At 68.8% G+C, this 21,867-nt stretch carries 16 protein-coding genes, 1 other RNA gene and 3 pseudogenes; 9 read left to right on the top strand and 11 right to left on the bottom strand.

What is annotated here, in order from left to right:
* Positions 1-38: 38 nt before the first annotated feature.
* A complete protein-coding gene (locus AC2W7K_RS01495; protein ID WP_198498730.1) occupies positions 39-1,517 on the top strand; it encodes a mycothione reductase in 1,479 nt (492 codons plus the stop codon).
* A gap of 192 nt (positions 1,518-1,709) precedes the next feature.
* Here the strand turns inward: AC2W7K_RS01495 and AC2W7K_RS01490 are convergent.
* The 4 genes and pseudogenes from AC2W7K_RS01490 to AC2W7K_RS01475 form a co-directional block, all read right to left on the bottom strand.
* Positions 1,710-2,408: pseudogene (locus AC2W7K_RS01490) on the bottom strand ([protein-PII] uridylyltransferase family protein); the annotation flags it as partial.
* Positions 2,409-2,530: 122 nt separating this feature from the next.
* Positions 2,531-4,735, bottom strand: a pseudogene (locus tag AC2W7K_RS01485) (bifunctional [glutamine synthetase] adenylyltransferase/[glutamine synthetase]-adenylyl-L-tyrosine phosphorylase); the annotation flags it as partial.
* A 4-nt stretch (positions 4,736-4,739) separates the two neighbouring features.
* On the bottom strand, positions 4,740-6,092 hold the full coding sequence (glnA, locus tag AC2W7K_RS01480; RefSeq protein WP_198498729.1) for a type I glutamate--ammonia ligase: 1,353 nt from the start codon (positions 6,090-6,092) through the stop codon (positions 4,740-4,742).
* A gap of 3 nt (positions 6,093-6,095) precedes the next feature.
* Positions 6,096-6,299 carry a hypothetical protein gene (locus tag AC2W7K_RS01475; protein ID WP_198498728.1) on the bottom strand — a complete coding sequence of 68 codons (204 nt, stop codon included), beginning with the start codon at positions 6,297-6,299 and terminating at the stop codon, positions 6,096-6,098.
* A gap of 356 nt (positions 6,300-6,655) precedes the next feature.
* On the opposite strand from AC2W7K_RS01475, the gene ald reads away from it, so the two are divergent.
* Complete coding sequence (gene ald, locus AC2W7K_RS01470) at positions 6,656-7,774, top strand: alanine dehydrogenase (RefSeq protein WP_198498727.1); 1,119 nt, start codon at positions 6,656-6,658, stop codon at positions 7,772-7,774.
* Positions 7,775-8,235: 461 nt separating this feature from the next.
* Here ald and AC2W7K_RS01465 read toward each other — a convergent pair whose 3' ends face one another.
* Complete coding sequence (locus tag AC2W7K_RS01465; protein ID WP_198498726.1) at positions 8,236-8,961, bottom strand: FadR/GntR family transcriptional regulator; 726 nt, start codon at positions 8,959-8,961, stop codon at positions 8,236-8,238.
* Positions 8,962-9,091: 130 nt separating this feature from the next.
* Here AC2W7K_RS01465 and map point away from each other — a divergent pair, with 130 nt between their 5' ends.
* Positions 9,092-10,006: a type I methionyl aminopeptidase gene (gene map / locus AC2W7K_RS01460; RefSeq protein ID WP_198498725.1), complete on the top strand. Its 915-nt coding sequence runs from the start codon at positions 9,092-9,094 to the stop codon at positions 10,004-10,006.
* Positions 9,999-10,832 (top strand): polyphosphate--glucose phosphotransferase, encoded by an 834-nt coding sequence (gene ppgK, locus AC2W7K_RS01455; RefSeq protein ID WP_198498724.1) that lies wholly within the window; start codon positions 9,999-10,001, stop codon positions 10,830-10,832. Before map ends, ppgK begins: the two co-directional genes overlap by 8 nt.
* A gap of 36 nt (positions 10,833-10,868) precedes the next feature.
* Here the strand turns inward: ppgK and rnpB are convergent.
* Positions 10,869-11,246, bottom strand: an RNA gene (gene rnpB, locus AC2W7K_RS01450) — RNase P RNA component class A.
* Between the two features lie 57 nt (positions 11,247-11,303).
* Between rnpB and AC2W7K_RS01445 the strand changes: the two genes are divergently transcribed.
* On the top strand, positions 11,304-12,140 hold the full coding sequence (locus AC2W7K_RS01445; RefSeq protein ID WP_486005683.1) for a YaaA family protein: 837 nt from the start codon (positions 11,304-11,306) through the stop codon (positions 12,138-12,140).
* A 10-nt stretch (positions 12,141-12,150) separates the two neighbouring features.
* On the opposite strand, the gene AC2W7K_RS01440 is transcribed toward AC2W7K_RS01445, so the two are convergent.
* Entirely contained in the window at positions 12,151-12,885 is a 735-nt protein-coding gene (locus tag AC2W7K_RS01440) for a zinc ribbon domain-containing protein (RefSeq protein ID WP_232623593.1), read from the bottom strand.
* Between the two features lie 24 nt (positions 12,886-12,909).
* A complete protein-coding gene (locus AC2W7K_RS01435) occupies positions 12,910-13,695 on the bottom strand; it encodes a Nif3-like dinuclear metal center hexameric protein (RefSeq protein ID WP_486005682.1) in 786 nt (261 codons plus the stop codon).
* A gap of 212 nt (positions 13,696-13,907) precedes the next feature.
* Between AC2W7K_RS01435 and AC2W7K_RS01430 the strand changes: the two genes are divergently transcribed.
* Entirely contained in the window at positions 13,908-15,449 is a 1,542-nt protein-coding gene (locus AC2W7K_RS01430; protein ID WP_344251615.1) for a fatty acyl-CoA synthetase, read from the top strand.
* A gap of 189 nt (positions 15,450-15,638) precedes the next feature.
* Positions 15,639-16,868 (top strand): annotated as a pseudogene (locus AC2W7K_RS01425) (uracil-xanthine permease family protein); the annotation flags it as partial.
* A gap of 18 nt (positions 16,869-16,886) precedes the next feature.
* Here AC2W7K_RS01425 and AC2W7K_RS01420 read toward each other — a convergent pair.
* Positions 16,887-17,900: an alcohol dehydrogenase catalytic domain-containing protein gene (locus tag AC2W7K_RS01420; RefSeq protein ID WP_198498719.1), complete on the bottom strand. Its 1,014-nt coding sequence runs from the start codon at positions 17,898-17,900 to the stop codon at positions 16,887-16,889.
* A 223-nt stretch (positions 17,901-18,123) separates the two neighbouring features.
* Here AC2W7K_RS01420 and AC2W7K_RS01415 point away from each other — a divergent pair, with 223 nt between their 5' ends.
* Positions 18,124-19,143: an AraC family transcriptional regulator gene (locus AC2W7K_RS01415; protein WP_198498718.1), complete on the top strand. Its 1,020-nt coding sequence runs from the start codon at positions 18,124-18,126 to the stop codon at positions 19,141-19,143.
* On the opposite strand, the gene AC2W7K_RS01410 is transcribed toward AC2W7K_RS01415, so the two are convergent.
* A complete protein-coding gene (locus AC2W7K_RS01410) occupies positions 19,144-19,473 on the bottom strand; it encodes a nuclear transport factor 2 family protein (protein WP_198498717.1) in 330 nt (109 codons plus the stop codon).
* 200 nt (positions 19,474-19,673) lie between these two features.
* On the bottom strand, positions 19,674-21,233 hold the full coding sequence (locus AC2W7K_RS01405; protein WP_198498716.1) for an MFS transporter: 1,560 nt from the start codon (positions 21,231-21,233) through the stop codon (positions 19,674-19,676).
* Positions 21,234-21,315: 82 nt separating this feature from the next.
* Here AC2W7K_RS01405 and AC2W7K_RS01400 point away from each other — a divergent pair, with 82 nt between their 5' ends.
* Positions 21,316-21,864: a TetR/AcrR family transcriptional regulator gene (locus tag AC2W7K_RS01400; protein ID WP_198498715.1), complete on the top strand. Its 549-nt coding sequence runs from the start codon at positions 21,316-21,318 to the stop codon at positions 21,862-21,864.
* Positions 21,865-21,867 lie beyond the last annotated feature (3 nt).

Raw genomic sequence — 21,867 nt, 5'->3', positions numbered from 1 at the left:
GCGCACGGCATCGACATCACCATCTGCGAGGACGGACTATGACGCATTACGATCTGCTGCTCATCGGCACGGGCTCGGGGAACATGTTCCTCGACAAGAGGTTCGCGGGACTGAAGACCGCGATCGCCGAGGAATGGCATTTCGGGGGCACGTGCCTCAATGTCGGGTGCATCCCGACGAAGATGTTCGTCTATCCGGCCACCATCGCGGAGGAGGCCGCACACGCCCGTCGCTACGACGTCGAGGCCGCGTTCGAGGGCGTCGACTGGTCGGCTCTGCAGGAGCGCATCTTCTCCCGCGTCGACGCGATCGAGGCCGGCGGTCGGGAGTACAGGTCGGGCGATCGTCAGCCGAACAACACCGTCATCCCCGAGCACGTCCGCTTCGTCGATGAGAAGACCGTGGTCACCGCCTCGGGTGAGGAGATCACCGCGGACCGGATCGTCATCGCCGCCGGGGCCGCGCCCACTCTCCCGGACACCCCCGGGCTCGATCCGGCGCGGGTCGACACTCCGGGCTACCCGATCGTCACCTCGAATTCGATCATGCGTCTGCCGGAGCAGCCGAAGCGGCTGGCGATCGTCGGCTCCGGCGTCATCGCCATGGAGTTCGCCCACATCTTCGCAAGCTTCGGCACCGAGGTCACCGTCATCGCCCGCGGACCCCGGCTGCTCCAGGACCTCGACGGCACCGCCTCGGCGGAGTTCACGACGATCTTCACCGCCGACCACAACGTCATCCTCGGGGCCCAGCCTGCCGCCTTCCGCCTCGGCGACGGGGAGGGCGCACCGGTGACGATCGACCTCGAGCCCAGCGGTCGGGTCGACGACGTCGACATTCCCGCCGCGGTCGACGCCGACATCGTCCTCATCGCCATCGGTCGCCACCCGAACACCGCTGGCCTCGACGCCGCCGAGGTCGGCTACGATCTCACCCCCGACGGCAGGCTCGTCGTCGACGCGTTCCAACGCGTCTATGCCGGCGGAGAACCCGTCCCCGGGGTCTTCGCCCTCGGCGACATCAGTTCCGAGCACCAGCTCAAGCACGTGGCCAACCACGAGGCCCGGGTCGTCGGCGACAACCTCGTCGTCGACGTCGCCGCCGGAGCCCCCGGGGCCGCGGCGGAGGATGCGCTCGAGCGCACCAGCCACAAGGCCGTGCCGGCTGCGGTCTTCACCTCCCCGCAGGTCGCGACCGTGGGCATGACCGAGGACGAAGCCCGGCTGGCCGGACACGACGTCACCGTCAAGGTCCAGCAGTACTCCGATGTCGCCTACGGGTGGGCGATGGCCGACGATCCCGGGATCGTCAAGGTCATCGCCGACCGGGATTCCCGGCTCATCCTCGGTGCGCAGATCGTCGGGGCCGAGGCGTCGATGATCATCCAGCCGCTCATCCAGGCGATGGCCTTCGATCAGCCCGCCGACGAGGTGGCTCGGGGCCAGTACTGGATCCACCCGGCGCTGCCCGAGGTCATCGAGAACGCCCTGCTCGGACTCGAGTTCACGCCTCGCTGACCCCAGCACCACGGGTCCCGACTCGATCTGCGCCCGCGGCGGATCAGAACCCGTAGAAGCGCTGCTCCATGACCGCGCGGGCGTGACGGGTCGCCCGCAGGTAGTCGTCTTCGAGCTCGCGACCCCGCCGGCGGGATAGCCGAGCAGCCGCGCCGTCGCCTCGAGCTCCGAGTGCTCGTCGGGCAGCGCTGCGGCGGTGCGGCCGCGGAAGAGCATGACGGCCGAGCGGACATTCGTCGCCAGCTGCCAGGCCGCGACGAGTTCAGCGGCGTCCTCGACGGGGATGAGGCCCTCCTGCGCAGCGACGTCGAGGGCACCCAGCGTCGAGGTCGTCCGGAGGCCGGGAACCGTGTGGGCGTGCTGGAGCTGGAGGAGCTGGACCGTCCACTCGACGTCGGAGAGACTGCCTCGGCCGAGCTTGAGGTGTCGGCGTTTGTCCGCTCCCTTCGGCAGCCGCTCGTCCTCCATCCGCGCCTTGAGGGTGCGGACCTGGGTGAGCGCCTTCGACGGCATCTCCGCCGGGTAGCGCAGCGGGTCGATGAGCGCGGTGAAGTCGTCCCTGAGCCCCGCGTCGCCGGCCATCGGCCGCGCCCGCAGCAGGGCCTGGGCCTCCCACGGCTGCGACCACTTCGCATAGTAGGACTCATAGGAGGCAAACGTGCGCACGAGCGGACCGTTCTTCCCCTCGGGTCGCAGATCCGCGTCGAGCTCGATGCCGCGGGCGCCTTCGCTGGCCTTGAGCCGGGAGCTCAGCTGCAGGGCGACCTTGGTGACGTGCTTGGCGAGCTTCGCGCGGGCCTCGGCGTCGAGGTCGTCGGACACCGCGCGGTAGACGAACATCGCGTCCGCATCGGAGAAGTACCCGATCTCCCGGCCGCCCCACCGTCCCATCGCGACGACGGCGAACTCGTACTCCGGCACCGAGGCGTCGTCGAGGTCGAGGCGCACGGCGCGCAGGGCGCGTCGACGGTGAGGTCCATGAGGTCGGAGAGGTCGCCGGGCACCGCGGCGCGGTCGCCGACGTCGAGGACGTCGCGCAGTGCGATCCGCAGCAGTTCGCGACTGTAGGTCTCACGGATCCGGGTGATCGCCTCGGCGCCGTGGCGGTGGAGCAGGCCGTCGACCTCGGCGGCGAGTACCTGCTGATCGCGCGCGGCGAGACTGGCGTAGTCGTCGAGCCACGCGACCGCTGCCGGCTGGCGGAGGAGGAGTTCGGTGGCGTAGCCGGAGAGCGTGAGCACCTCGGCGACGGACTTCGCGGCGAGCCCGGAGTCGCGGAGCATCTTGAGGAACCAGCCCGAGGACGAGAGCGAATCGGTGAGCCGGCGGAAGGAGAGCAGGGCCGCATCGGGGTCGACGCCGTCGGAGAACCAGTCGAGGAGCGCCGGCAGCACCTGTTTGATGACGAGTGCGGTGCGCGACATCCCCGTGGTCAGGGACTTGATGTGGCCGAGCGCTCCCTGCGGGTCGCGGTAGCCGAACGCGCGGAGGCGGTCGGCGGCCGCCTTGAGGCTCGTTCCGCGGTGGTGGGCGTCGACGACCTCGCCGTGGATGCCGACGGCGGCGTCGAGGATCGGTCGGTAGAAGATCTGCTCGTGGAGCCGGGTGACCTGTTTGGCGAAGTCGCGCCGGTTCTCCTCGAGCCGGGTGCCGGTGCGCGAGCCGGAGGGGAAGACGGAGCGGGCGAGGGTCCGCAGCTTCGCCTCGTCGTCGGGGATGAGGGCGTTGCGCAGCATCCGCGGGATCTGCACCCGGTGTTCGACGACGCGCATGAACCGGTAGGCCGAGGAGAACACGAGGGCGTCGTCGAGGCCGATGTACCCGTGCTCCCCGAGCTCGTCGAGGGCACGCAGGGTGTTCGGCGAGCGGATCTCGTCATCGCTCTGCCCGTGGACGAGCTGGAGGAGCTGCGCGGAGAACTCGACGTCGCGCAGTCCCCCGCGGCCGAGCTTGATCTGCCTCGGCGCCTCCGCGGCGGGGATGAGGTCGACGACACGACGGCGCATCGCCCGGATGCCGTCGATGAAGCCCTCCCGCCCGGCGGCCTCCCAGACCAGCGGTGAGAGGGTCTCGGTGAACGCGGCGCCGACCGCGGGGTCGCCGGCGACCGCCCGGGCCTTGAGGAGGGCCTGGAACTCCCAGTTCTTCGCGATGTCGGTGTAGTAGTGCTCGAACTCCGAGAGCGTGCGCACGAGCGCCCCGGCCTTGCCTTCGGGCCGCAGGGCGGTGTCGAGCTCCCAGAGGGCCGGTTCGGCACCGGGGTCGGAGAGGATCGAGCGCATCCGCTGGGCCACCTCGGTGGCCAGTGTCCGCTGCTCCTCGGTCGCCTCGGAGTCCTGGACGAAGACGACGTCGACGTCGGAGACGTAGTTGAGCTCCCGCGCCCCGGTCTTGCCGAGCGCGATGACCGCCATGCGCACGGTCGACTCCGGGTCGAGTTCGGCCCGGGCGATCGCCTGGGCGGTCTCGATCGCCGCGGCGGCGAGATCGGAGAGCACCGCGGTGACGAGGTCGACGATCTGCTCGGGCTGATCGGAGTAGAGGTCATCGGCGACGAGCCGCAGCAGCACGTCGCGGTAGGCCCGCCGCATCCGCGCGATCCCCTCGTTGCCCGTCCGGGCGGCCACCGGAGCGTCGGAGTCAGGATCGGCGCCGACGGATTCGAGCAGGGTCGCCCGCAGCGCACTCGCCGAGGCCTGCGGGGTCGAGATCATCAGGTACGGGGAGCGCTCGAGGAGCAGCGGCAGCGAATCCGGATGCCGCACGAGGTGGTCGACCATCGCCTCCGAGGTGCCGAAGACCCCGAGCAGGCGGGCGAGCATCGGCCGGTCGAGCTCGTCCTCGGCGACCGTGCCCGTGCCGTCGACCCGGGCCGCGTCCACGAAACGCTCGATCCCGCTCGCCGCCGCCTCGGCGCCGGCGGATGAACCCTCCCTCGCCACGGCGCCGGCGGATGAACCCGCCCCCGCCTCGGCGGTCGTCGTCTCCGGCCCCGGGACGTCGGTGTCGGTCGCCGCATTCTTCTCAGCGTCCTTCTCGGCCTCCTCGAGGACCCGGAGGAGACCGAGCGCGCCGGCGTGCGGATCCGGTGTGGCCTCGAGGAGATCGACGAAGCGGGAATCCGTGGCCAGGGGCTGGCCGAGAAGGCCGTCGATGTCGCCGAGGAAGCGATTCGCCGAGGCGGTCGTCGCCGGGGTGCGGGAGGTCAGGCGCGCCATGGGATCACATCGACGAGAAGTGCTTGCTGAGCTCGTACGGGGTCACCTGAGCGCGGTAGCCGTCCCATTCCTGTCGCTTGTTGCGGAGGAAGAAGTCGAAGACCTCTTCGCCGAGGGTCTCGGCGACGAGGTCGGAGCCCTCCATGATCTCGAGCGCCTCGGCGAGGCTCGCGGGGAGGGCGCGGATGCCCATCGCCCGGCGTTCGGTGTCCGAGAGCAGCCAGACATTGTCCTCGGCCTCCTCCGGCAGCTTGTAGTCCTCTTCGATCCCCTTGAGCCCGGCGGCGAGGAGCAGCGCGTAGGACAGGTACGGGTTCGCCGAGGAGTCGAGGCCGCGGTACTCGACACGGGCCGAGGACGATTTGCCGGAGTTGTACTGCGGGACCCGCACGAGCGCGGACCGGTTCCGGTGTCCCCAGCAGATGTAGGAGGGGGCTTCGTGACCGGTCCACAGGCGCTTGTAGGAGTTGACGAACTGGTTCGTCACGGCCGTGATCTCCGCCGCGTGGTGGAGCAGACCGGCGATGAACTGGCGTCCGATCTTCGAGAGCTGATAGGTCGCACCCGGTTCGAAGAACGCGTTGTTCTCCCCCTCGAAGAGGGACACGTGGGTGTGCATGCCGTTGCCCGGGTGGTCGGCGAGCGGCTTGGGCATGAACGAGGCGTAGACGCCCTGGGCGATCGCGACCTCCTTGATGACCGAGCGGAAGGTCATGATGTTGTCGGCCATCGTCAGCGCATCGGCGTAGCGCAGATCGATCTCGTTCTGTCCCGGACCCGCCTCGTGGTGGGAGAACTCGACCGAGAGGCCCATCGCCTCGAGCATCGTCACCGCCGAGCGCCGGAAGTCGTTCGCGGTCCCGCCGTTGACGTGGTCGAAGTATCCGGCGGTGTCGACGGGCACCGGGGCGCCGAGCGTGCCGTTGCCGAGGTCGAGGTTGCCGGATCGGAAGAGGTAGAACTCCATCTCGGGGTGGACGTAGAAGGTGAAGCCCTTCTTCGCGGCGCTCTCCAGCGTGCGCTTGAGGACGTAGCGAGGGTCGGCCTTCGCCGGTTCCCCGCCGGGCACGTGGATGTCGCAGAACATCCGGCCCGTCGGCTCCGTCTCCCCGCGCCACGGCAGCAGGGAGAACGTCGACGGATCGGGCTTGAGGACCATATCGGCCTCATAGACCCGGGAGAGCCCCTCGACCGCCGACCCGTCGAAGCCGATGCCCTCGGAGAACGCGCCTTCGAGTTCGGCGGGGACGACGGCCACGGACTTCAGCCCGCCGAGGACGTCGGTGAACCACAGCCGGATGAACCGGACGTCACGGTCCTCGACGGTGCGGAGGACGAACTCTTCCTGCTTCGACATCGATCAGCCGTTCCACTTCTCGTCAGCTTCGTTCCACTCCTCGTTGCGCTTCTTCGCCTGCTCGAGGGCGTCGCGGGCCTCTGCCTCGGTGTCGTAGGGGCCCATGCGGTGGGTCCAATCGCTGACGAGCCCCTGCTCGACCTCACCGGTCGCGGTGTTGAAGTACCACTTCGAGTTCGCTTCGTCGATATCCTTGAACAGTCCCATGACAGGCCTTTCGTCGTCGGTGAGATGATGCCCTGACACCGGCCAGCTTACCGGTTCGCGGGCCTCCTGACAGGGAGTTCGCCGAGGTGTCGGCCGGTGACCGTTGCCGGTTCCCCGGAGTGCCCCGGCGGCTGCGAGGGGTCCACCGAGGATGCCTCGAGGTGGTACCAGTTCCGCGGATTTCCCCATTCTTTCGCATGGTGGACAACCGATTCCGCAAGATTGATGACGAAATGGGCACGTAAAGGTTTGCCTCGCGAACCTTCACGAGCTTAGAGTGAGATGTACCCTCGGTCGCTGCCCCGCAGAGCCGAATCTGTCCCGTCCCATGGGGCGCCATGAAAGAAGGAATCCCAATGCGCATCTCAGTGCCCACAGAGGTCAAGAACAACGAGTTCCGCGTCGCCATCACCGCCGCCGGCGTCCACGAGCTCGTCTCCCGCGGTCACCAGGTCACCGTCCAGGCCGGAGCCGGCGAAGGATCATTCATCACCGACGATGAGTACATCGCAGCCGGCGCGAAGATCGCCCCCGACGCCGCCGCCACCTGGGCCGCCGGTGACATGGTCCTCAAGGTCAAGGAGCCCATCGCCTCCGAGTACGGCTTCCTCCGCCAGGACCTCATCCTCTTCACCTACCTCCACCTCGCCGCCGACGAAGCGCTGACGAAGGCGCTCATGGAGGCCGGCACCACGGCGATCGCCTACGAGACCGTCCAGCCCGACGGCGGCGGCCTGCCGCTGCTCGCGCCGATGAGCGAGATCGCCGGACGTCTCTCGACGCAGGTCGGCGCCCACAGCCTGCTCAAGGCCGAAGGCGGCCGCGGCGTGCTCCTCTCCGGCGTCCCCGGCACCGACAAGACCAATGTCGTCGTCATCGGCGCCGGTGTGGCCGGCACGAACGCCGCGCGCATGGCCCTCGGACTCGGCGCCAACGTCGAGGTCATCGACATCAACATCCCGCGTCTGCGCCAGATCGACGAGACCTTCGGCGGAGCGATCGCGACGAAGGTGTCGAACAAGTACGAGATCACGAAGTCGCTCTCGACCGCCGACCTCGTCATCGGCTCGGTCCTCATCCCCGGCAAGAAGGCTCCCAAGCTCGTCACCGACGAGATGGTCGCCGGCATGAAGCCCGGCTCGGTGCTCGTCGACATCGCCATCGACCAGGGCGGCTGCTTCGAAGGCTCGCACCCGACGACGCACGACGACCCGACCTACGTCGTCCACCAGTCGATCTTCTACTGCGTGGCGAACATGCCCGGCGCCGTGCCGAACACCGCGACCGCGGCCCTGACGAACGCGACCCTGCCCTTCGCCGTCAAGCTCGCAGACCAGGGCTGGCACAAGGCGCTGTCGAACGACGCCGGCCTCGCCCGCGGACTCAACGTCCACAACGGTCACGTCACCAATGACAACGTCGCCGAGGCGTTCGGCCTCGAGGCCGTCTCCGTCGAGCACGCACTCGCCAACTGAGCGTTCGCCGACTGAGCGGTCGCCGACTGAGCGGTCGCCGACTGAGCGGTCGCCGACTGAGCGGTCGCTAGCTGAGCGTTCGCCGCAGGCTGCGCGCCGATGACGGTTCGGCGAAGGCCGCTCGCGACAGCGTCGGGCCTCGCGCGGGCCTGACAGCGGCGCGCGGTCCGGCGGCGGTTGTCGCGAAAGGCACCCTCGGCTCCACACCCTCCCCGTGCACGCGGTGGGTATGGAGCTGCGGGTTCCTTTCGCTGTGCTCAGAGGTGTGTGTCGAGCGCAGGGGTGTGCGTCGAGCGCCGGGGTGTTCTTGCACCCCGAGGTTGTCCGCGGCGCTCCGCGTAGTCCCGGCAGCGCCCCGAGGTTGTCGGCAGTGCCCCACGGAGGTCCGGCGGCGCACTCCGCGGCGCCCCGCGGAGGTCCGGCGGCACCCAGAGGATGTCGGCGGACCTCAGTCGGCGCGGTCAGCCCTGGTCGGGCATCGTCGTCGAGCGGAAGTGCTCTTCGCACAGCCGCCCGGCCGCCTCGGCGTCCCCGTTGGCGATCGCCTCGACGATCGCGGCATGGTCGATGACCGCACGGTCGAAGAGCTCATGCGAGAACGGGTCGTGACGGAAGCCGGCGTTGATCCGGGTGTCGATGTCGATGGCCATGCGGACGAGTTCGGGATTGTGCCCGGCCCGGGCGATGGCGAAATGGAACCGCGCATCGGCCGTCCGAGCGGCGGCCGCCTCGGCGCGTTCGGAGTACACCGCGGCGAGCTCCCGGAGTTCGGCGAGCTCGTCCTCCGTCCGCCGCGTCGCCGCCGTGGCGGCCAGACCGTTCTGGAACACGGCGCGGGCGTCGAGGAGGTTCTTGCGCTCGGCGTAGAACTCCTCGATGCGTCCGGCCATGGGGGCCAGAGTGGCCGGTTCGACGTTGGCGACGAAAGTGCCGCCGCCGCGGCCTCGGCGCCGTTCGACGACTCCGAGGCGCTCGAGCCGCTCGAGAGCCGCCCGGACACTCGAGCGCGACACCTGCAGGTCAGCGGCCAGGGCCCGTTCGCCGGGCAGCAGGGTGCCCTCCGGCAGGGCTCCCACGGCGATGCCGGAGAGGATGTGGTCGGCGATCTGCTGAGGGGCGCTCGTCAGGCTCACCACCTCGCTCAGCCCGGAGAACTCCCCACCGGACACATCCGAACGCTCGCTCATCACACCTCCTGCGTCGATTCCGTCGTCATTGCTCACCCTCGAGTCTATGCTTCTGCGCCTCCACCCGGGGTCACGGGTGCGGGTGCGCGGTGGAATATCGACACGCCGGGGCTCTAGAATCGTGACCATCATGACTGTCCAGCCTCGCCTCATCACGCCCGGAACGCTCTCTCCCGAACGTCGGGTCCCCGCTTCGATCACCCGCCCCGAATACGTCGGTCGCGCCGATGCCGATGAGGGCCGCGGCGGCAACCACTACACGCCGGAGGAGATCGAGCGCGTCCGCACCGCCGGGACGATCGCCGCGAACGCGCTGGCCGCGGTCGGCGAGATCATCGCCCCCGGAGTGACGACGGATGAGATCGACCGGGTGGCCCACGAGTACATGGCCGACCACGGCGCCTACCCGTCGACGCTCGGCTACCGCGGGTTCCCGAAGTCGGTGTGCACCTCGGTCAACGAGGTCATCTGCCACGGGATCCCCGATTCCACCGAGCTCGTCGACGGCGACATCGTCAACGTCGACATCACCGCGTTCATCGGCGGCATGCACGGAGACACGAACTTCACCTTCGCCGTCGGTGACATCGACGAGGAGTCCCGTCTGCTCATCGAGCGGACGTGGGAGGCGACGATGCGCGGCATCAAGGCGGTGCGGCCCGGTCGGGAGATCAACATCATCGGCCGCGTCATCGAGAAGTACGCGCAGCGCTTCGGCTACGGCGTCGTCCGCGACTACAGCGGGCACGGGGTCGGACGGGAGTTCCATTCCGGGCTCATCGTCCCCCATTACGACGCCGCCCCGGCCCACGCCGAGGTGATGGAGCCGGGCATGATCTTCACGATCGAGCCGATGCTCAACCTCGGCACCGAGGCCTGGGACGTCTGGGACGACTCGTGGACGGTCGTGACGAAGGACCGGAAGCGCTCCGCCCAGTTCGAGCACACCATCGTCGTCACCGACACCGGTGCCGACATCCTCACCCTCCCCGATCCGGACACGGCGATCGCCGGAGGCCCGAGCCCCAAGGACACGCATGACTGACGACTCCCCCGCCCGTTTCGCGATCGGCATCGACATCGGCGGCACGGGCATCAAAGCCGCGCTCGTCGACACGGCGACCGGTCAGCTCGCGTTCAAGCGGGTCCGGGTCCTCACCCCGAAGCCGAGCACGCCGGTGGCGGTCGCCGATGCCATCGCCGAGGTGGTCGAGCTCCTCGTCGAGCGTGCCCTCGAACTCGAGGTCGTCGACGACCGGTCGTCCCTCGACGCGCTCCCCCTCGGCTGCGGGTTCCCCGGTGTCGTCCGTGACGACGAGGTCCACTACGCCGCGAACCTCGATCAGAGCTGGATCGGCTCGAACATCCAGTCGATCCTCCGCGAGCACGTCGGCCGGAAGTTCTTCATCATGAACGACGCCGATGCCGCGGGGCTCGCGGAGATGGTCTTCGGCGCCGGCCGGAAGTACCGGAAGAAGACCGTGCTGCTGACGACGCTCGGCACCGGCATCGGCACCGCGCTGTTCACTCAGGGCCGGCTGGTCCCCTATACCGAGCTCGGCCACATCGAGATGAATGGCCGCGACGCCGAGACGCAGGCGGCCGAATCGGTCAAGGTCCGCGAGGGACTCGAATACGACGAGTGGGCTGGTCGCCTCCAGCAGTACTACTCCCAGGTCGAGCTGCTCGTCGCCCCGGACCTCATCATCGTCGGCGGCGGCATCTCGAAGCAGCACGATGAGTTCCTGCCGCTCATCAAGACCCGCGCGCTCATGTGCCCGGCGAAGATGTTCAACAACGCCGGCATCGTCGGGGCCGCAATCCTCGCCGTCAACGACGGCAAAGCGCGAGTGAAGAAGGGCGAGAGCTGAGCGGTCCCAACTCGACGGGGTGACGAGGTGACTGAGGAGGACAGGCCACCGATACGCCGGGTTCTGTCATCGAGTCGGTTGCCCTTCTCGACTGACGGCCATCTATCTGGGACCGCTGTTGCCAACGGCCTCAAGCAATCCACCCGACGGCTCGGCGAGCAGCCTCGAACGCCGTCTGTCTGATCTTGCTCCGGATGGGGTTTACCCAGCAGCGCCGGTCACCCGGCACTCTGGTGGTCTCTTACACCACCGTTTCACCCTTACCCCGCGACACGATGTGCATCGTCTCGCGTGGCGGTCTGCTCTCTGTTGCACTTGCCCGCGGGTTGCCCCGGGTGGGTGTTACCCACCATCCCTGCTCTGCGGAGCCCGGACGTTCCTCAGCCCGAAGGCCGCGGCCGTCTGGTGACCTGTCCTCACCGACCAGTCTACTCGGATCGGCAGCAGGCGACGGCGACCTCCCACCCGGTGGTGACCAAGGCAACACGGACCGGGTCGGGGCGTGTCAGCCCTGCCGCCTACGATGGTGGGGTGAAGATCCTCCTCCCTCCCTCCGAAGGCAAGACCCCACCGGCGACCGGGGCACCGCTCGACCTGGCCGCCCTGTCGTCCCCGGATCTCACCGCCAAGCGACGGCAGGTGCTCGGAGCGCTGAAGAAGGCCTCGAAGCGCAAGGACGCGCTCACCGCCCTCGGCGTCGGCAAGTCACTCGCCGAGGAGGTCGCCCGCAACGTCACCATCGACGAGCAGCCGTGCGCTCCCGCCCTGCTCACCTACACCGGCGTCCTCTTCGAGGCGATGGGCGCGGCCGATCTCGTCGCCCTCGCCGAGTCCGATGCGGCGTTCGCTGACCGCCTCCGCGACGTCCACGTGTTCTCCGCGGTGTTCGGTCAGGTCGGCGGCCTCGACCCGATCCCCGCGTATCGCTTGGCGATGAAGACCGACCTCGGCCAGCTCGGCCGGCTGTCCTCGTGGTGGAAGCCGATCCTCGCGAAGTCCTTCACCGTCGCTGACGCCGAGGTCATCCTCGACTGCCGCTCGAGCGACTACCGGTCGGCGTGGCCGGGTCCCCACGGGCAGGTCGTCACGCTCGGGGCCATCAAGGCGACCGGGGACAAGCGCAGCGTCGTCTCCCACTGGGCGAAGTTCTACCGGGGCGAGTTCGTCGGCCGCCTGCTCCGTGACGAACGCCCGCTGCCGGAGAGCATCGACGCACTCGTCACCCGCGCCGCAGAGCACTATGAGGTGGAATTCGCCGAGGCGACCGCCACCCGACCGGCGGGACTGACGATCGTCCTGCGCGACTGAGCCCTCGGCTTCACGCGCGGCGGAGCAGGACCGCTTCGCACTCCTCGCAGGTGTGGACCTCGTTCGGGTCCTCGCTCAGCCACTGGTGCCACGTGGCGCCGCTGATCTCCTGACCGCAGGCCTGGCAGTTGGGGCCGGCGATGATCGCCGCGCCCGGCCCGCCCTGGGCGACGTTGCCCTCGAACCGGCGCACGAGGTCCGGCGGCAGGTCGGCCTTGAGCTGGGACTCCTGACTGCCGAGCTCGTCCATGTCCTCGGCCAGCGCCGCCTTGCGCTCCTTGATCGCCGTCTGGGTCGTCCGTCCCTGCTCCGTGACCTCGGCGATGCGGGATTCGATGTCCGCCAGCTCGGCCTGCGCGGTTTCGAGTCGCTCCATCGTCGCGAGCTCCGTGTCCTCGAATTCGGCGACCTTCGCCTCGTGGGCGGCGATCTCCTCCTGCAGGTGGACGAGGTCGCGGCTCGTCAGCCCCGTGCCGTCGTTGAGCTCGGTCGTCTTCTTCGCAATCTGCGCCGTCTGCTTGTCGATCGCGGCGGTGAGCTCGGCGGTCTCGCTCTCGAGCCCGGCGGTCACCTCGGCGGCGGCCGCCTTCTCCGCACTCAGCGCCTTGTGCCGCTCGATGAGCTCCTGCAGCTTCGGCCCCTCGGCGGGGTTCTCGTGTTCGTGGCGCAGGGCCCGTGACTTCGCCGTGAGCTCGATGAGCTCCTCGAGACGGGTGCGCTGATCGGCGGTGAGCTGCATGGTCATGTCCTAGAGCATCGAGGGCAGGGGTCAGTAGCGTTCGACCCAGGGGTCGGTGTTGACGGCGGAGGCCTGGAGGGCGACGGAGAGTCCGCGGGCGGCGAACTCGGCGTCGAGCGCCTCGGCGGCGACCGCCAGCCACACCGCCTCCGAGGCCCAATGCGAGACGTCGATGAGCTGGGGGCGGGCGTCGCCGCGATTGCCGGTGTCGAGGGCCTCGGTCGCCGGATGATGGCGGAGATCGGCGGTGACGTAGACGTCGGCACCGCTGGTGCGCACGGCGTCGAAGAGGGAGTCCCCCGCTCCCCCGCACACGGCGACCCGGGTCACCTCGGCGGCGGGGTCACCGGCGATGCGCACACCGGTCGTCGTCCGCGGCAGTCGACCGGCCAGGGTCCGGGCGATGTCGCGGACCGTCGTCGGCTCGCCGAGGTCGCCCACCCGACCGATGCCGCGTGCCGGATCCGCGGGGTCGGGGACGAGCGGTGAGGAGTCGGGGACGCCGATGAGGTCGATGAGGACGTCCGAGACTCCCCCGACGGCGGAGTCGGCATTGGTGTGCGCGTTGAACTGGGCGATGGCGTTCGTGATGAGCGTGTGGACGGCCCCGCCCTTGAGGGTGCCCGCGCTCACCGAGGAGACCGGGCGCAGCATGAGCGGATGATGGGTGAAGAGCAGGTCCGCGCCGAGGACGACCGCCTCGGCGATGACGGCATCGGTGGGATCGAGGGCGAGGAGGATCGAGCGCACCTCGGCATCGGGATCCCCGACCGCGAGACGACGGTGTCCCAGTCCTCGGCCAGGGACGGCGGCCACAGGGAGTCGAAGACGTCCACACATTCGCTGACCGTCGGATATCTCATACGCCCACACTAATGCATCGTCACCGGCACTCATCCCGGGCGGTGGAGCGCACGCACCGCCCCCGGTCGGGCCGGTCCGCCTGCCATCGGCCGGAGTCGGCCCGGCCCTGGCACCGGAGAGCCCGATCTGTTCACTTGCCGAGGCGTCGCCGCTAGATTGGCCCCATGACCTCTACCGCGTCGACGACGACGTCGTCCCTGCAGCCCGTCTCCTCCACCGTCGCCGATCTCATCCGGCGCAGCGCCGACCGCTTCGGCTCCCGGACCGCCGTCGAGTTCGGCGACCGCACATGGTCCTATGCCGAGTTCGATTCCGCGGTCACCGCGATCGCCCGTGAACTCCGCCGCCTCGGGGCCGGTCCAGGCGACCGGATCGCCGCCTACGGCCGGAACTCGGACCTCTACGCCCTCGTCTATCTCGCGTGCGCCCGTGCCGGATTCATCCACGTGCCCGTGAACTTCCAGCTCACCGGGGACGAGCTCGACTACATCCTCGCCAACTCCGGGGCCGGGATCGTCGTCGCCGACTCCGACCTCGCCGAGGCGGTCTCCGCCACCGCCCATGGCGGCAGCGCCCGTCTCGTCGGGTTCGACGACTTCCTCGGTCCCGCCTCGGCGCCGGACATCGCCCCGGCCGGAGAGGGCGAGTTCGACGTCGCTGACACGGATGTCGCGCAGCTGCTCTACACCTCGGGGACCACCTCGGCGCCGAAGGGCGCGGTCATGACGCACCGCGCGCTCGTCCACGAATACCTCTCGTGCCTGACGAGCCTCGACTTCGCCGGCACCGACCGGGTCGTCCATGCGCTGCCGCTCTACCATTCGGCGCAGATGCACGTCTTCCTCCTCCCGCTGCTCGCCGTCGGCGCCCACAACATCATCGTCACCGCCCCCGTCCCGGACGACCTGCTCGCTCTCTTCGAGTCGCGGCGGATCAACTCCTTCTTCGCCGCCCCCACCGTGTGGGTGGCGCTCGCGAACAGTCCCGGCCTTGAGACGAGGAACCTCGACAGCCTCGAGAAGGCCTATTACGGGGCGTCGATCATGCCCGGCCCGGTGCTCGAGAAGCTGCGCACCCGGCTGCCCGGGCTCGGGTTCTACAACTGCTTCGGCCAGTCCGAGATGGGTCCGCTGTGCACGGTGCTCCGCCCCGAGGAGCACGACGCCCACCCCGGCTCGGCCGGACGCGCCGTCCTCTTCGTCGAGACGCGGGTCGTCGACGCCGCCGGTGAGGAGGTCGGCCCCGGTGAGCTCGGAGAGATCCTCTACCGGTCGCCGCAGCTGTGCGAGGGCTACTGGGACAGGCCCGAGGCGACCGACGCCGCCTTCGACGGCCAGTGGTTCCACTCCGGTGACCTCGTGCGGATGGATGCCGACGGCTACGTCGAGGTCGTCGACCGCGTCAAGGACGTCATCAACACCGGCGGGGTGCTCGTGGCCAGCCGGCAGGTCGAAGATGCGATCTTCGCGATGCCCGGAGTCGCCGAGGTCGCCGTCGTCGGCATCGCCGACGAGAAGTGGATCGAGGCGATCAGTGCCTTCGTCGTTCTCCGCGACGATGCCGGTGAGATCGCCGAGGCGGATGTCATCGCCCATGTCCGGGACCGTCTCGCCGGCTTCAAGGTGCCCAAGCGGGTGACGTTCGTCGCCGAGCTGCCGAAGAACTCCGCCGGCAAGATCCTCAAGCGATCGCTGCGGGAGACATGACCCCTCTCGTGCACAGCCGCCTCGGCGCGCATACACTGCACTGGGACCCGGTGAGGGTCCGGAGTCGACGGAAGGGAACACGAGGTGGACACGACCGCCAGATGGCAGTGGAGCCTCCACGGTGACGGCAGGACGATCCGTCCCGGGGAGATCGTGCTTCCCGAGGAGCGGCTGAGCTGGCCACGGACGATCGGGATCGGCGCCCAGCACGTCGTCGCGATGTTCGGGGCGACGTTCCTCGTCCCTCTGCTCACAGGCTTCCCGCCGTCGACGACGCTCTTCTTCACCGCGATCGGCACGCTTCTCTTCCTCCTCATCACGAAGGGGATGATGCCGTCCTACCTCGGCTCGTCGTTCGGCCTGCTCGCCCCCGTCGGGGCGGTCACCGGCTTCGCGGCGACCTCCGGGGAGCGGCTCGACTCGCAGGCGATGGCGCTCGCCCAGGGCGGGATCATCTCCGTCGGGGTGACCCTGGCGCTTGTCGGCATCGTCGTCCACTTCGCCGGGGTGCGGTGGATCGAGGTGACGATGCCGCCGGTCGTCACCGGTGCGATCGTCGCCCTCATCGGCCTCAACCTCGCCCCCGCCGCCTGGGGGTGGGTGCAGCAGGCGCCGCTCACCGCAGTCATCACGATCGCCGTCATCGTCGTCTCCTCCGTGCTCTTCAAGGGCATGCTCGGGCGGCTGTCGATCCTCATCGGCGTGCTCGTCGGCTACGGTGCGGCACTCGTCCAGGGGGAAGTGAACTTCTCCACCGTGTCCTCCGCCGCCTGGATCGGCCTGCCGACCTTCCACGCCCCGGCCTTCGATCTCGGGTACCTCGGACTCTTCCTGCCCGTCGTCCTCGTCCTCGTCGCCGAGAACATCGGGCATGTGAAGTCCGTGGCCGCGATGACCGGCCGCGATCTCGACGGACTCACCGGCCGGGCCCTCTTCGCCGACGGACTCGCCACGACGCTCGCCGGGGCCGGCGGCGGATCGGGCACGACGACGTACGCGGAGAACATCGGCGTCATGGCCGCGACGAAGATCTACTCGACGGCCGCGTACTTCTGTGCCGCGATCATCGCCCTCATCCTCAGTCTGCTGCCGAAGTTCGGGGAGATCATCGCGACGATCCCACCCGGTGTGCTCGGCGGGGCAGCGACCGTGCTCTACGGGATGATCGGCCTCCTCGGGGTGCGCATCTGGGTGGAGAACCGGGTCGACTTCGCCAATCCGATCAACCTCAACACCGCAGCGGTGTCCCTCATCGTCGCGATCGCGAACTTCACGTGGACCCCGGCCGGACTCGAGTTCGCCGGGATCGCCCTGGGCACCGCCTCGGCGATCGTCATCTACCAGCTGATGACGCTCATCGCCCGGTGGCGCGGCACCGCGCCGGTCCCCGTCGAGGCGGGGGCGGCGCATGGCAGACCAGTCGGAGCCGAAGAGCACTCAGTAGGTGACGACGGCGCGGAAGCGGACGTCACCGGCGGTGACCTTGGCGACCGCCTCGGTGATGTCCTCCTTGTCGAAGACCTCGATCATCGGCTTCACCTTGCCCGATGCCGCGATCTCGAGTGCTTCGGTGAGGTAGTTGAGCCCGTTGTGCGTGGCGCCGATGACCTTCTGACGCTGCGCGAAGAACGGCTGCGGCTCGGTCGGGATCGTGAAGTCGTCGAACGGGTCGAGACCGACGAGAACTGCACGACCGTCGTGCCGCAGGCCCTTGAACGCGTCCCTGCCGGACTCGTAGGAATTCGAGCTCAGAAGCAGGACATCGGCGCCGCCTGCCGCCTGGAGCTCCGCGCCGTCGGCGACGACGAGATCAGCGCCGAGGTCGCGGGCCAGGTCATGCTTGTCCGGCGAGTGGGTCACCGCGATCGTCCTGAAGCCGGCTGCCTTCGCATACTGGACCGCAAGGTGACCGAGACCGCCGATCCCGACGACGGCGATCGTCTCGCCCGGCTGAGGATCAGCCGCGCGCAGTCCGCTCCACACGGTGTACCCGGCGCAGAAGATCGGTGCGGCCTCCTCATAGGACAGTCCGTCGGGGATGAGCACGGTGCCGGTCGCGGTGGCCGCGATGTACTCGGCGTGTCCGCCCTGGGTGGTGAACCCGGTGAGCCGGGCATTCGGGCAGTTGACCGCGGCCTGGCCGGACAGCGGCAGGTTCTCGCGGCAGTAGTCGCACCGTCCGCACGTCGACTGCACCCACGTGGTGCCGACCCGGTCGCCGACCTTGCGGCCGGTGACGCCCTCGCCGACCTCGACGATCTCGCCGACGACTTCGTGTCCCGGGGTGTTGGGGAACAGATCGCCGGCGGCACCGCGCGTCGTCCAGATGTCGGTGAAGCAGATGCCGGTGGCGTGGACCTTGATGAGGACCTGACCGGGTGCGGCGGTCGGGGTGGGAACCTCCCGCAGCTCCCAGGTGCCGTTGAGTTCGGGAATGACTGCTGCCTTCATGTTGGTGACCTTTCAACAGGGTGGTGCTCGGGGGCGAATCCGGTGAGTGGTCCTCACCGGATTCGTGATGACACCATCGACATTAGATGTCACAGCATGCCGTGTGACCAGCAGAGCACGCCGAGGTGCTTGCCGATCGCGCCACGATCGCCTGGCGTCCTTTGCGGGTGGACTGGCGTGCAGTACCGGTGGTCCGCGCTGCGTTCTCGGCTACGCTTCGACCATGGCCGGAACCCGATTCGATCTCGATCCGAGCATCGCCGTGCTCCTGCGCGATCTCGACATCTCCCCCGCCCTCGTCCTCCGTCGCGCGAGCCTGCCCGGGGATCTGCTTTCGCGTGGAGCGACCGAGCTCGACACCGCGGACTACTACCGCTTCTGGGCGGCGATCGCCGACGAGGCGGAGCGTCTCGGCACCGCGGCGGAGGCGGCCGTCGCGATCGGCGAGGCGATCTCCGTCGAGCACTTCTCCCCACCGCTGTTCGCTGCGCTCTCGAGTCAGGATCTGCGCACGGCAGCCGAGCGCCTGGCCGTCTACAAACCGCTCATCGGTCCGGTTGCCCTCGTCGTCGACAGCGCAGCCGACCTCACCATCGCCTATCGGTGGCCGAGCACGCAGGAGCCGCCGGTCCTCCTCGCCATGGCCGAAATCCTCTTCTGGGTGGCCCTCGCCCGCTTGGCAACGCGGGAGCCGATCCGCCCGGTGCGAGTGTCGATGCCGCAGCTTCCTCAGGATCCCGGCGTGCTCGAAGAATTTCTCGGAGCGCGGGTGCGGACAGGAGACGCCTGGTCGGTCACCTTCGCGCAGGCTGATTCCACACGGCCGTTCCTCACCGAGAATGAGGGGATGTGGCAGGTCTTCGCGCCCGAGCTGCGCCGCCGGCTCGCCGATCTCGACGCGGGAGCAAGCACGAGCGACCGCGTGCAGTCAGCCTTGGTCGAGACGCTGCCGGCAGGCGATCCGTCGATCGGCGCCGTCACACGGCGGTTGGCGACAAGTCCGCGCACCCTGCAACGGCAGCTCAAAGCCGAGGGGACGTCGTTCCAGGCGGTGCTCGCCGAGACGCGCGAGAACCTCGCACGCCACTATCTCGTGCGCAATGATCTGCGCACCGCCGAGATCGCCTTCCTCCTCGGCTACACCGACACGAACTCGTTCTATCGCGCGTTCAAGACCTGGACCGGAATGACGCCGGAAGGTGCGCGAACGGGCCTCATCGAGGCCTCGGCGGTCCGGCCCTAGTCAGCGGGCGGCGTTGAAGACCGTCTGGATCTCCGCGATCTTCCCGCCCTCGAAGCGCAGCCATGTTGCGGCCGGGATCGCCGGGGAGCCGGAGGTCGCGAGTTCGGACCAGATGAGGGCGTTGTCGTCGTCGGAGAGCTGGACCTTGACGTCGTCGGAGGTCGTCATCGAGCCCATCTCCGCGAGACCCCGGACGACCTCCTCGGCGCCGGAGGCCTGAGCGACGGGCCCGGTGAACGTGACATCGGGGGTGACGAGCGAGCTGAGGGTGTCGGCGTCGCCGCCGACGAGAGCGGTGTGGAACTGCTGGGCGAGATCTGCGGTGGCCATGATGGGTCCTCTTCCTGAAGCGGTGGTGCTCGGAATCGTGCGGATGTCCCCACGATCATGGCAACATTTCGCCACCCTGGCAATGGGGCAAGCACACTTCCCAGCCTCGGCGATCACCGCAACTGTCCGGAGCCCGGCAGCCGTGGGGCCTGCTCATCCGGCAGTGCGCCGGTCGGGGCGCACTGCCGGACGGGTGTGGATCAGGCGTCCTGATCGACGTTCTCGCGGTTGCTCTCGGCGAGATCGGCCTCAGCGGAGACGCCGCGGAGCATGATGCCCGCGAAGATCGCCACGGCCACGAGGATCGCCGTGGCGATGCCGCCGGTCAGCGACAGTGCCGTCGTGAAGGACTCCATGGCTGCCGATGCCAGGGCGGCGCCGATGTCACCGGAGATCTGCTCTGCGTAGAGCAGCGCCGCCGCAAGGGTCTCCTTGGCGGCCTCGAGCACCTCGCCGGGCAGTCCCGCCGGCACCGAGTCCTCGAGGTTCGTGCGGTAGAAGCCGAGCAGCACGGATCCGAGGACCGCGATGCCGAACGAGGTGCCGACCTCGTAGCCGGTGTTGCTGATCGCCGCAGCCTGACCGGACTCCTCGGGGCGGACCGAGCTCATGATGATGTCGTTGGTCAGCGTCAGACCCACACCCGCGCCGAGACCGACGAGGGAGAGGGCCACGGCGATGACCCACGGGTGAGTATCCGGGGTGAGCGTGAGCAGGATCGCGAATCCGCCCGCGGTGACGAGCATGCCCGCGGTGACGATGATCGACGTCGGAATGCGCTTGACCAGCGCCGCGGCGACGAAGCCCGCACCTGCCGAGACGAGCGCCTGCGGCAGCATCCACAGGGCGGATTCGATGATCGAGAGTCCCGCGACGAGCTGGAGGAACTGCGTGAGCGCGAACATGGCTCCGACCAGGGCGAACACCGACAGGAAGTTCGTCACCACGGCACCGGTGAAGGCTCGTCCCTTGAAGAGGCGGACGTTGATCATCGGCAGAGGCATCCGCAGCTGCCGGATGACGAAGAGGACGAGGAGCACGAGACCGGCGACGAAGGTGACGACGGCGATGCCGGGCTCATCGCCCTCGGCGAAGGTCTTCACTCCGTAGATGACGGCGATCATGCCGGCCAGGGAGAGGACGATGCTGAGGAGGTCGACGCGACCGGGGTTGGGGTTCCTGCTCTCCGGGACGAGGAAGGGCGCGAGGACGAGCAGGAGGATCATCACCGGGATGTTCATGAGGAACGCGGCATGCCAGCTGAACGCCTCGATGAGGGCGCCGCCGACGATGGGTCCGGCAGCGGCGCCGAGTGCTCCGGCCGCCGCCCACACGGCCATCGCGGTGCGGCGCTCGTTGCGGTCGAGGAACATGTTGCGGATGAGTGAGAGAGTGCCGGGCATGATCGCGGCACCGGACATGCCGAGGAGGGCCCTGGCGGCGATGAGCATCCAGGCCTCGGTCGACAGCGCTCCGATCACCGAGGCGATCGCGAAGCCGACCGCGCCGATGAGGAGCACCTTCCGTCTGCCGAAGCGATCACCGAGTGAGGCCATGGTGACGAGCAGGCCGGCGAGCATGAGCGAGTAGATGTCGAGGATCCACAGCTGCTGCGCACCGGAGGGTTCGAGTTCCGCGGTGATCTCGCCGAGGGCGAAGATCAGCACCATGCTGTCGATGGCGATGAGCAGCATCGGCAGCACGAGCACGGCCAGACCGACCCAGGTGCGGGCTGTGGCCCGAGGGGGTGTGGTGTCCATGAGGTTCCTTCTCCTTTCGAGTTACTTCACCAATGAGTGTACTACACCGAAAGGTATACTTATGACATCGAGAGGAGAACCCATGGCACGACCGAGCGCACGACGCAAACTCATCGAGGCGGCACTGACCGTGGTGGAGGAGCGAGGGATCACCGCCCTCACGCTTGACTCCGTCGCCGAGGAGGCGGGGGTGACCAAACGCGGCCTGCTCTACCACTTCGCGAGCAAGCACGCCCTGCTCGCGGGCATCCATGAGCATCTGGCAGCCCGCATCGAGGAGGACCTCCTCGCCGCGACCGGAAAGGCACCCGAGGAGGCGAGCCTCGTCGAACGCACCCGCGGCTACGTGCGGGCGGCGCTGAAGACGCCGAGCACCGTGGAGCTGCGTCTCATCATGGAAGCAGCGAACGAACCGGAGTGGATCGCACCCTGGGAGGAGGTCTATCGGCGCTGGTTCCCCGATGAGGGCGTCCCCGTCGATGAGCTCGATGACGTCTCGCTGCGGTGCCTGGTCGCCCGCATGGCCGCGGACGGCTCCTGGGGGTATGAGAGCATTCTCACCGCGCCGATGAGCGCGTCAGCGCGCGAACGCCTCATCGGCCGGATCCTCGCCGACCTCGGCGAGGACTGATCG

The sequence above is a fragment of the Brevibacterium sp. LAARM2_SD2 genome, assembly GCF_057364785.1.
The sequence above is the reverse complement of the archived record's forward strand: the minus strand, read 5'-3'. Positions and strand labels throughout refer to the sequence as shown.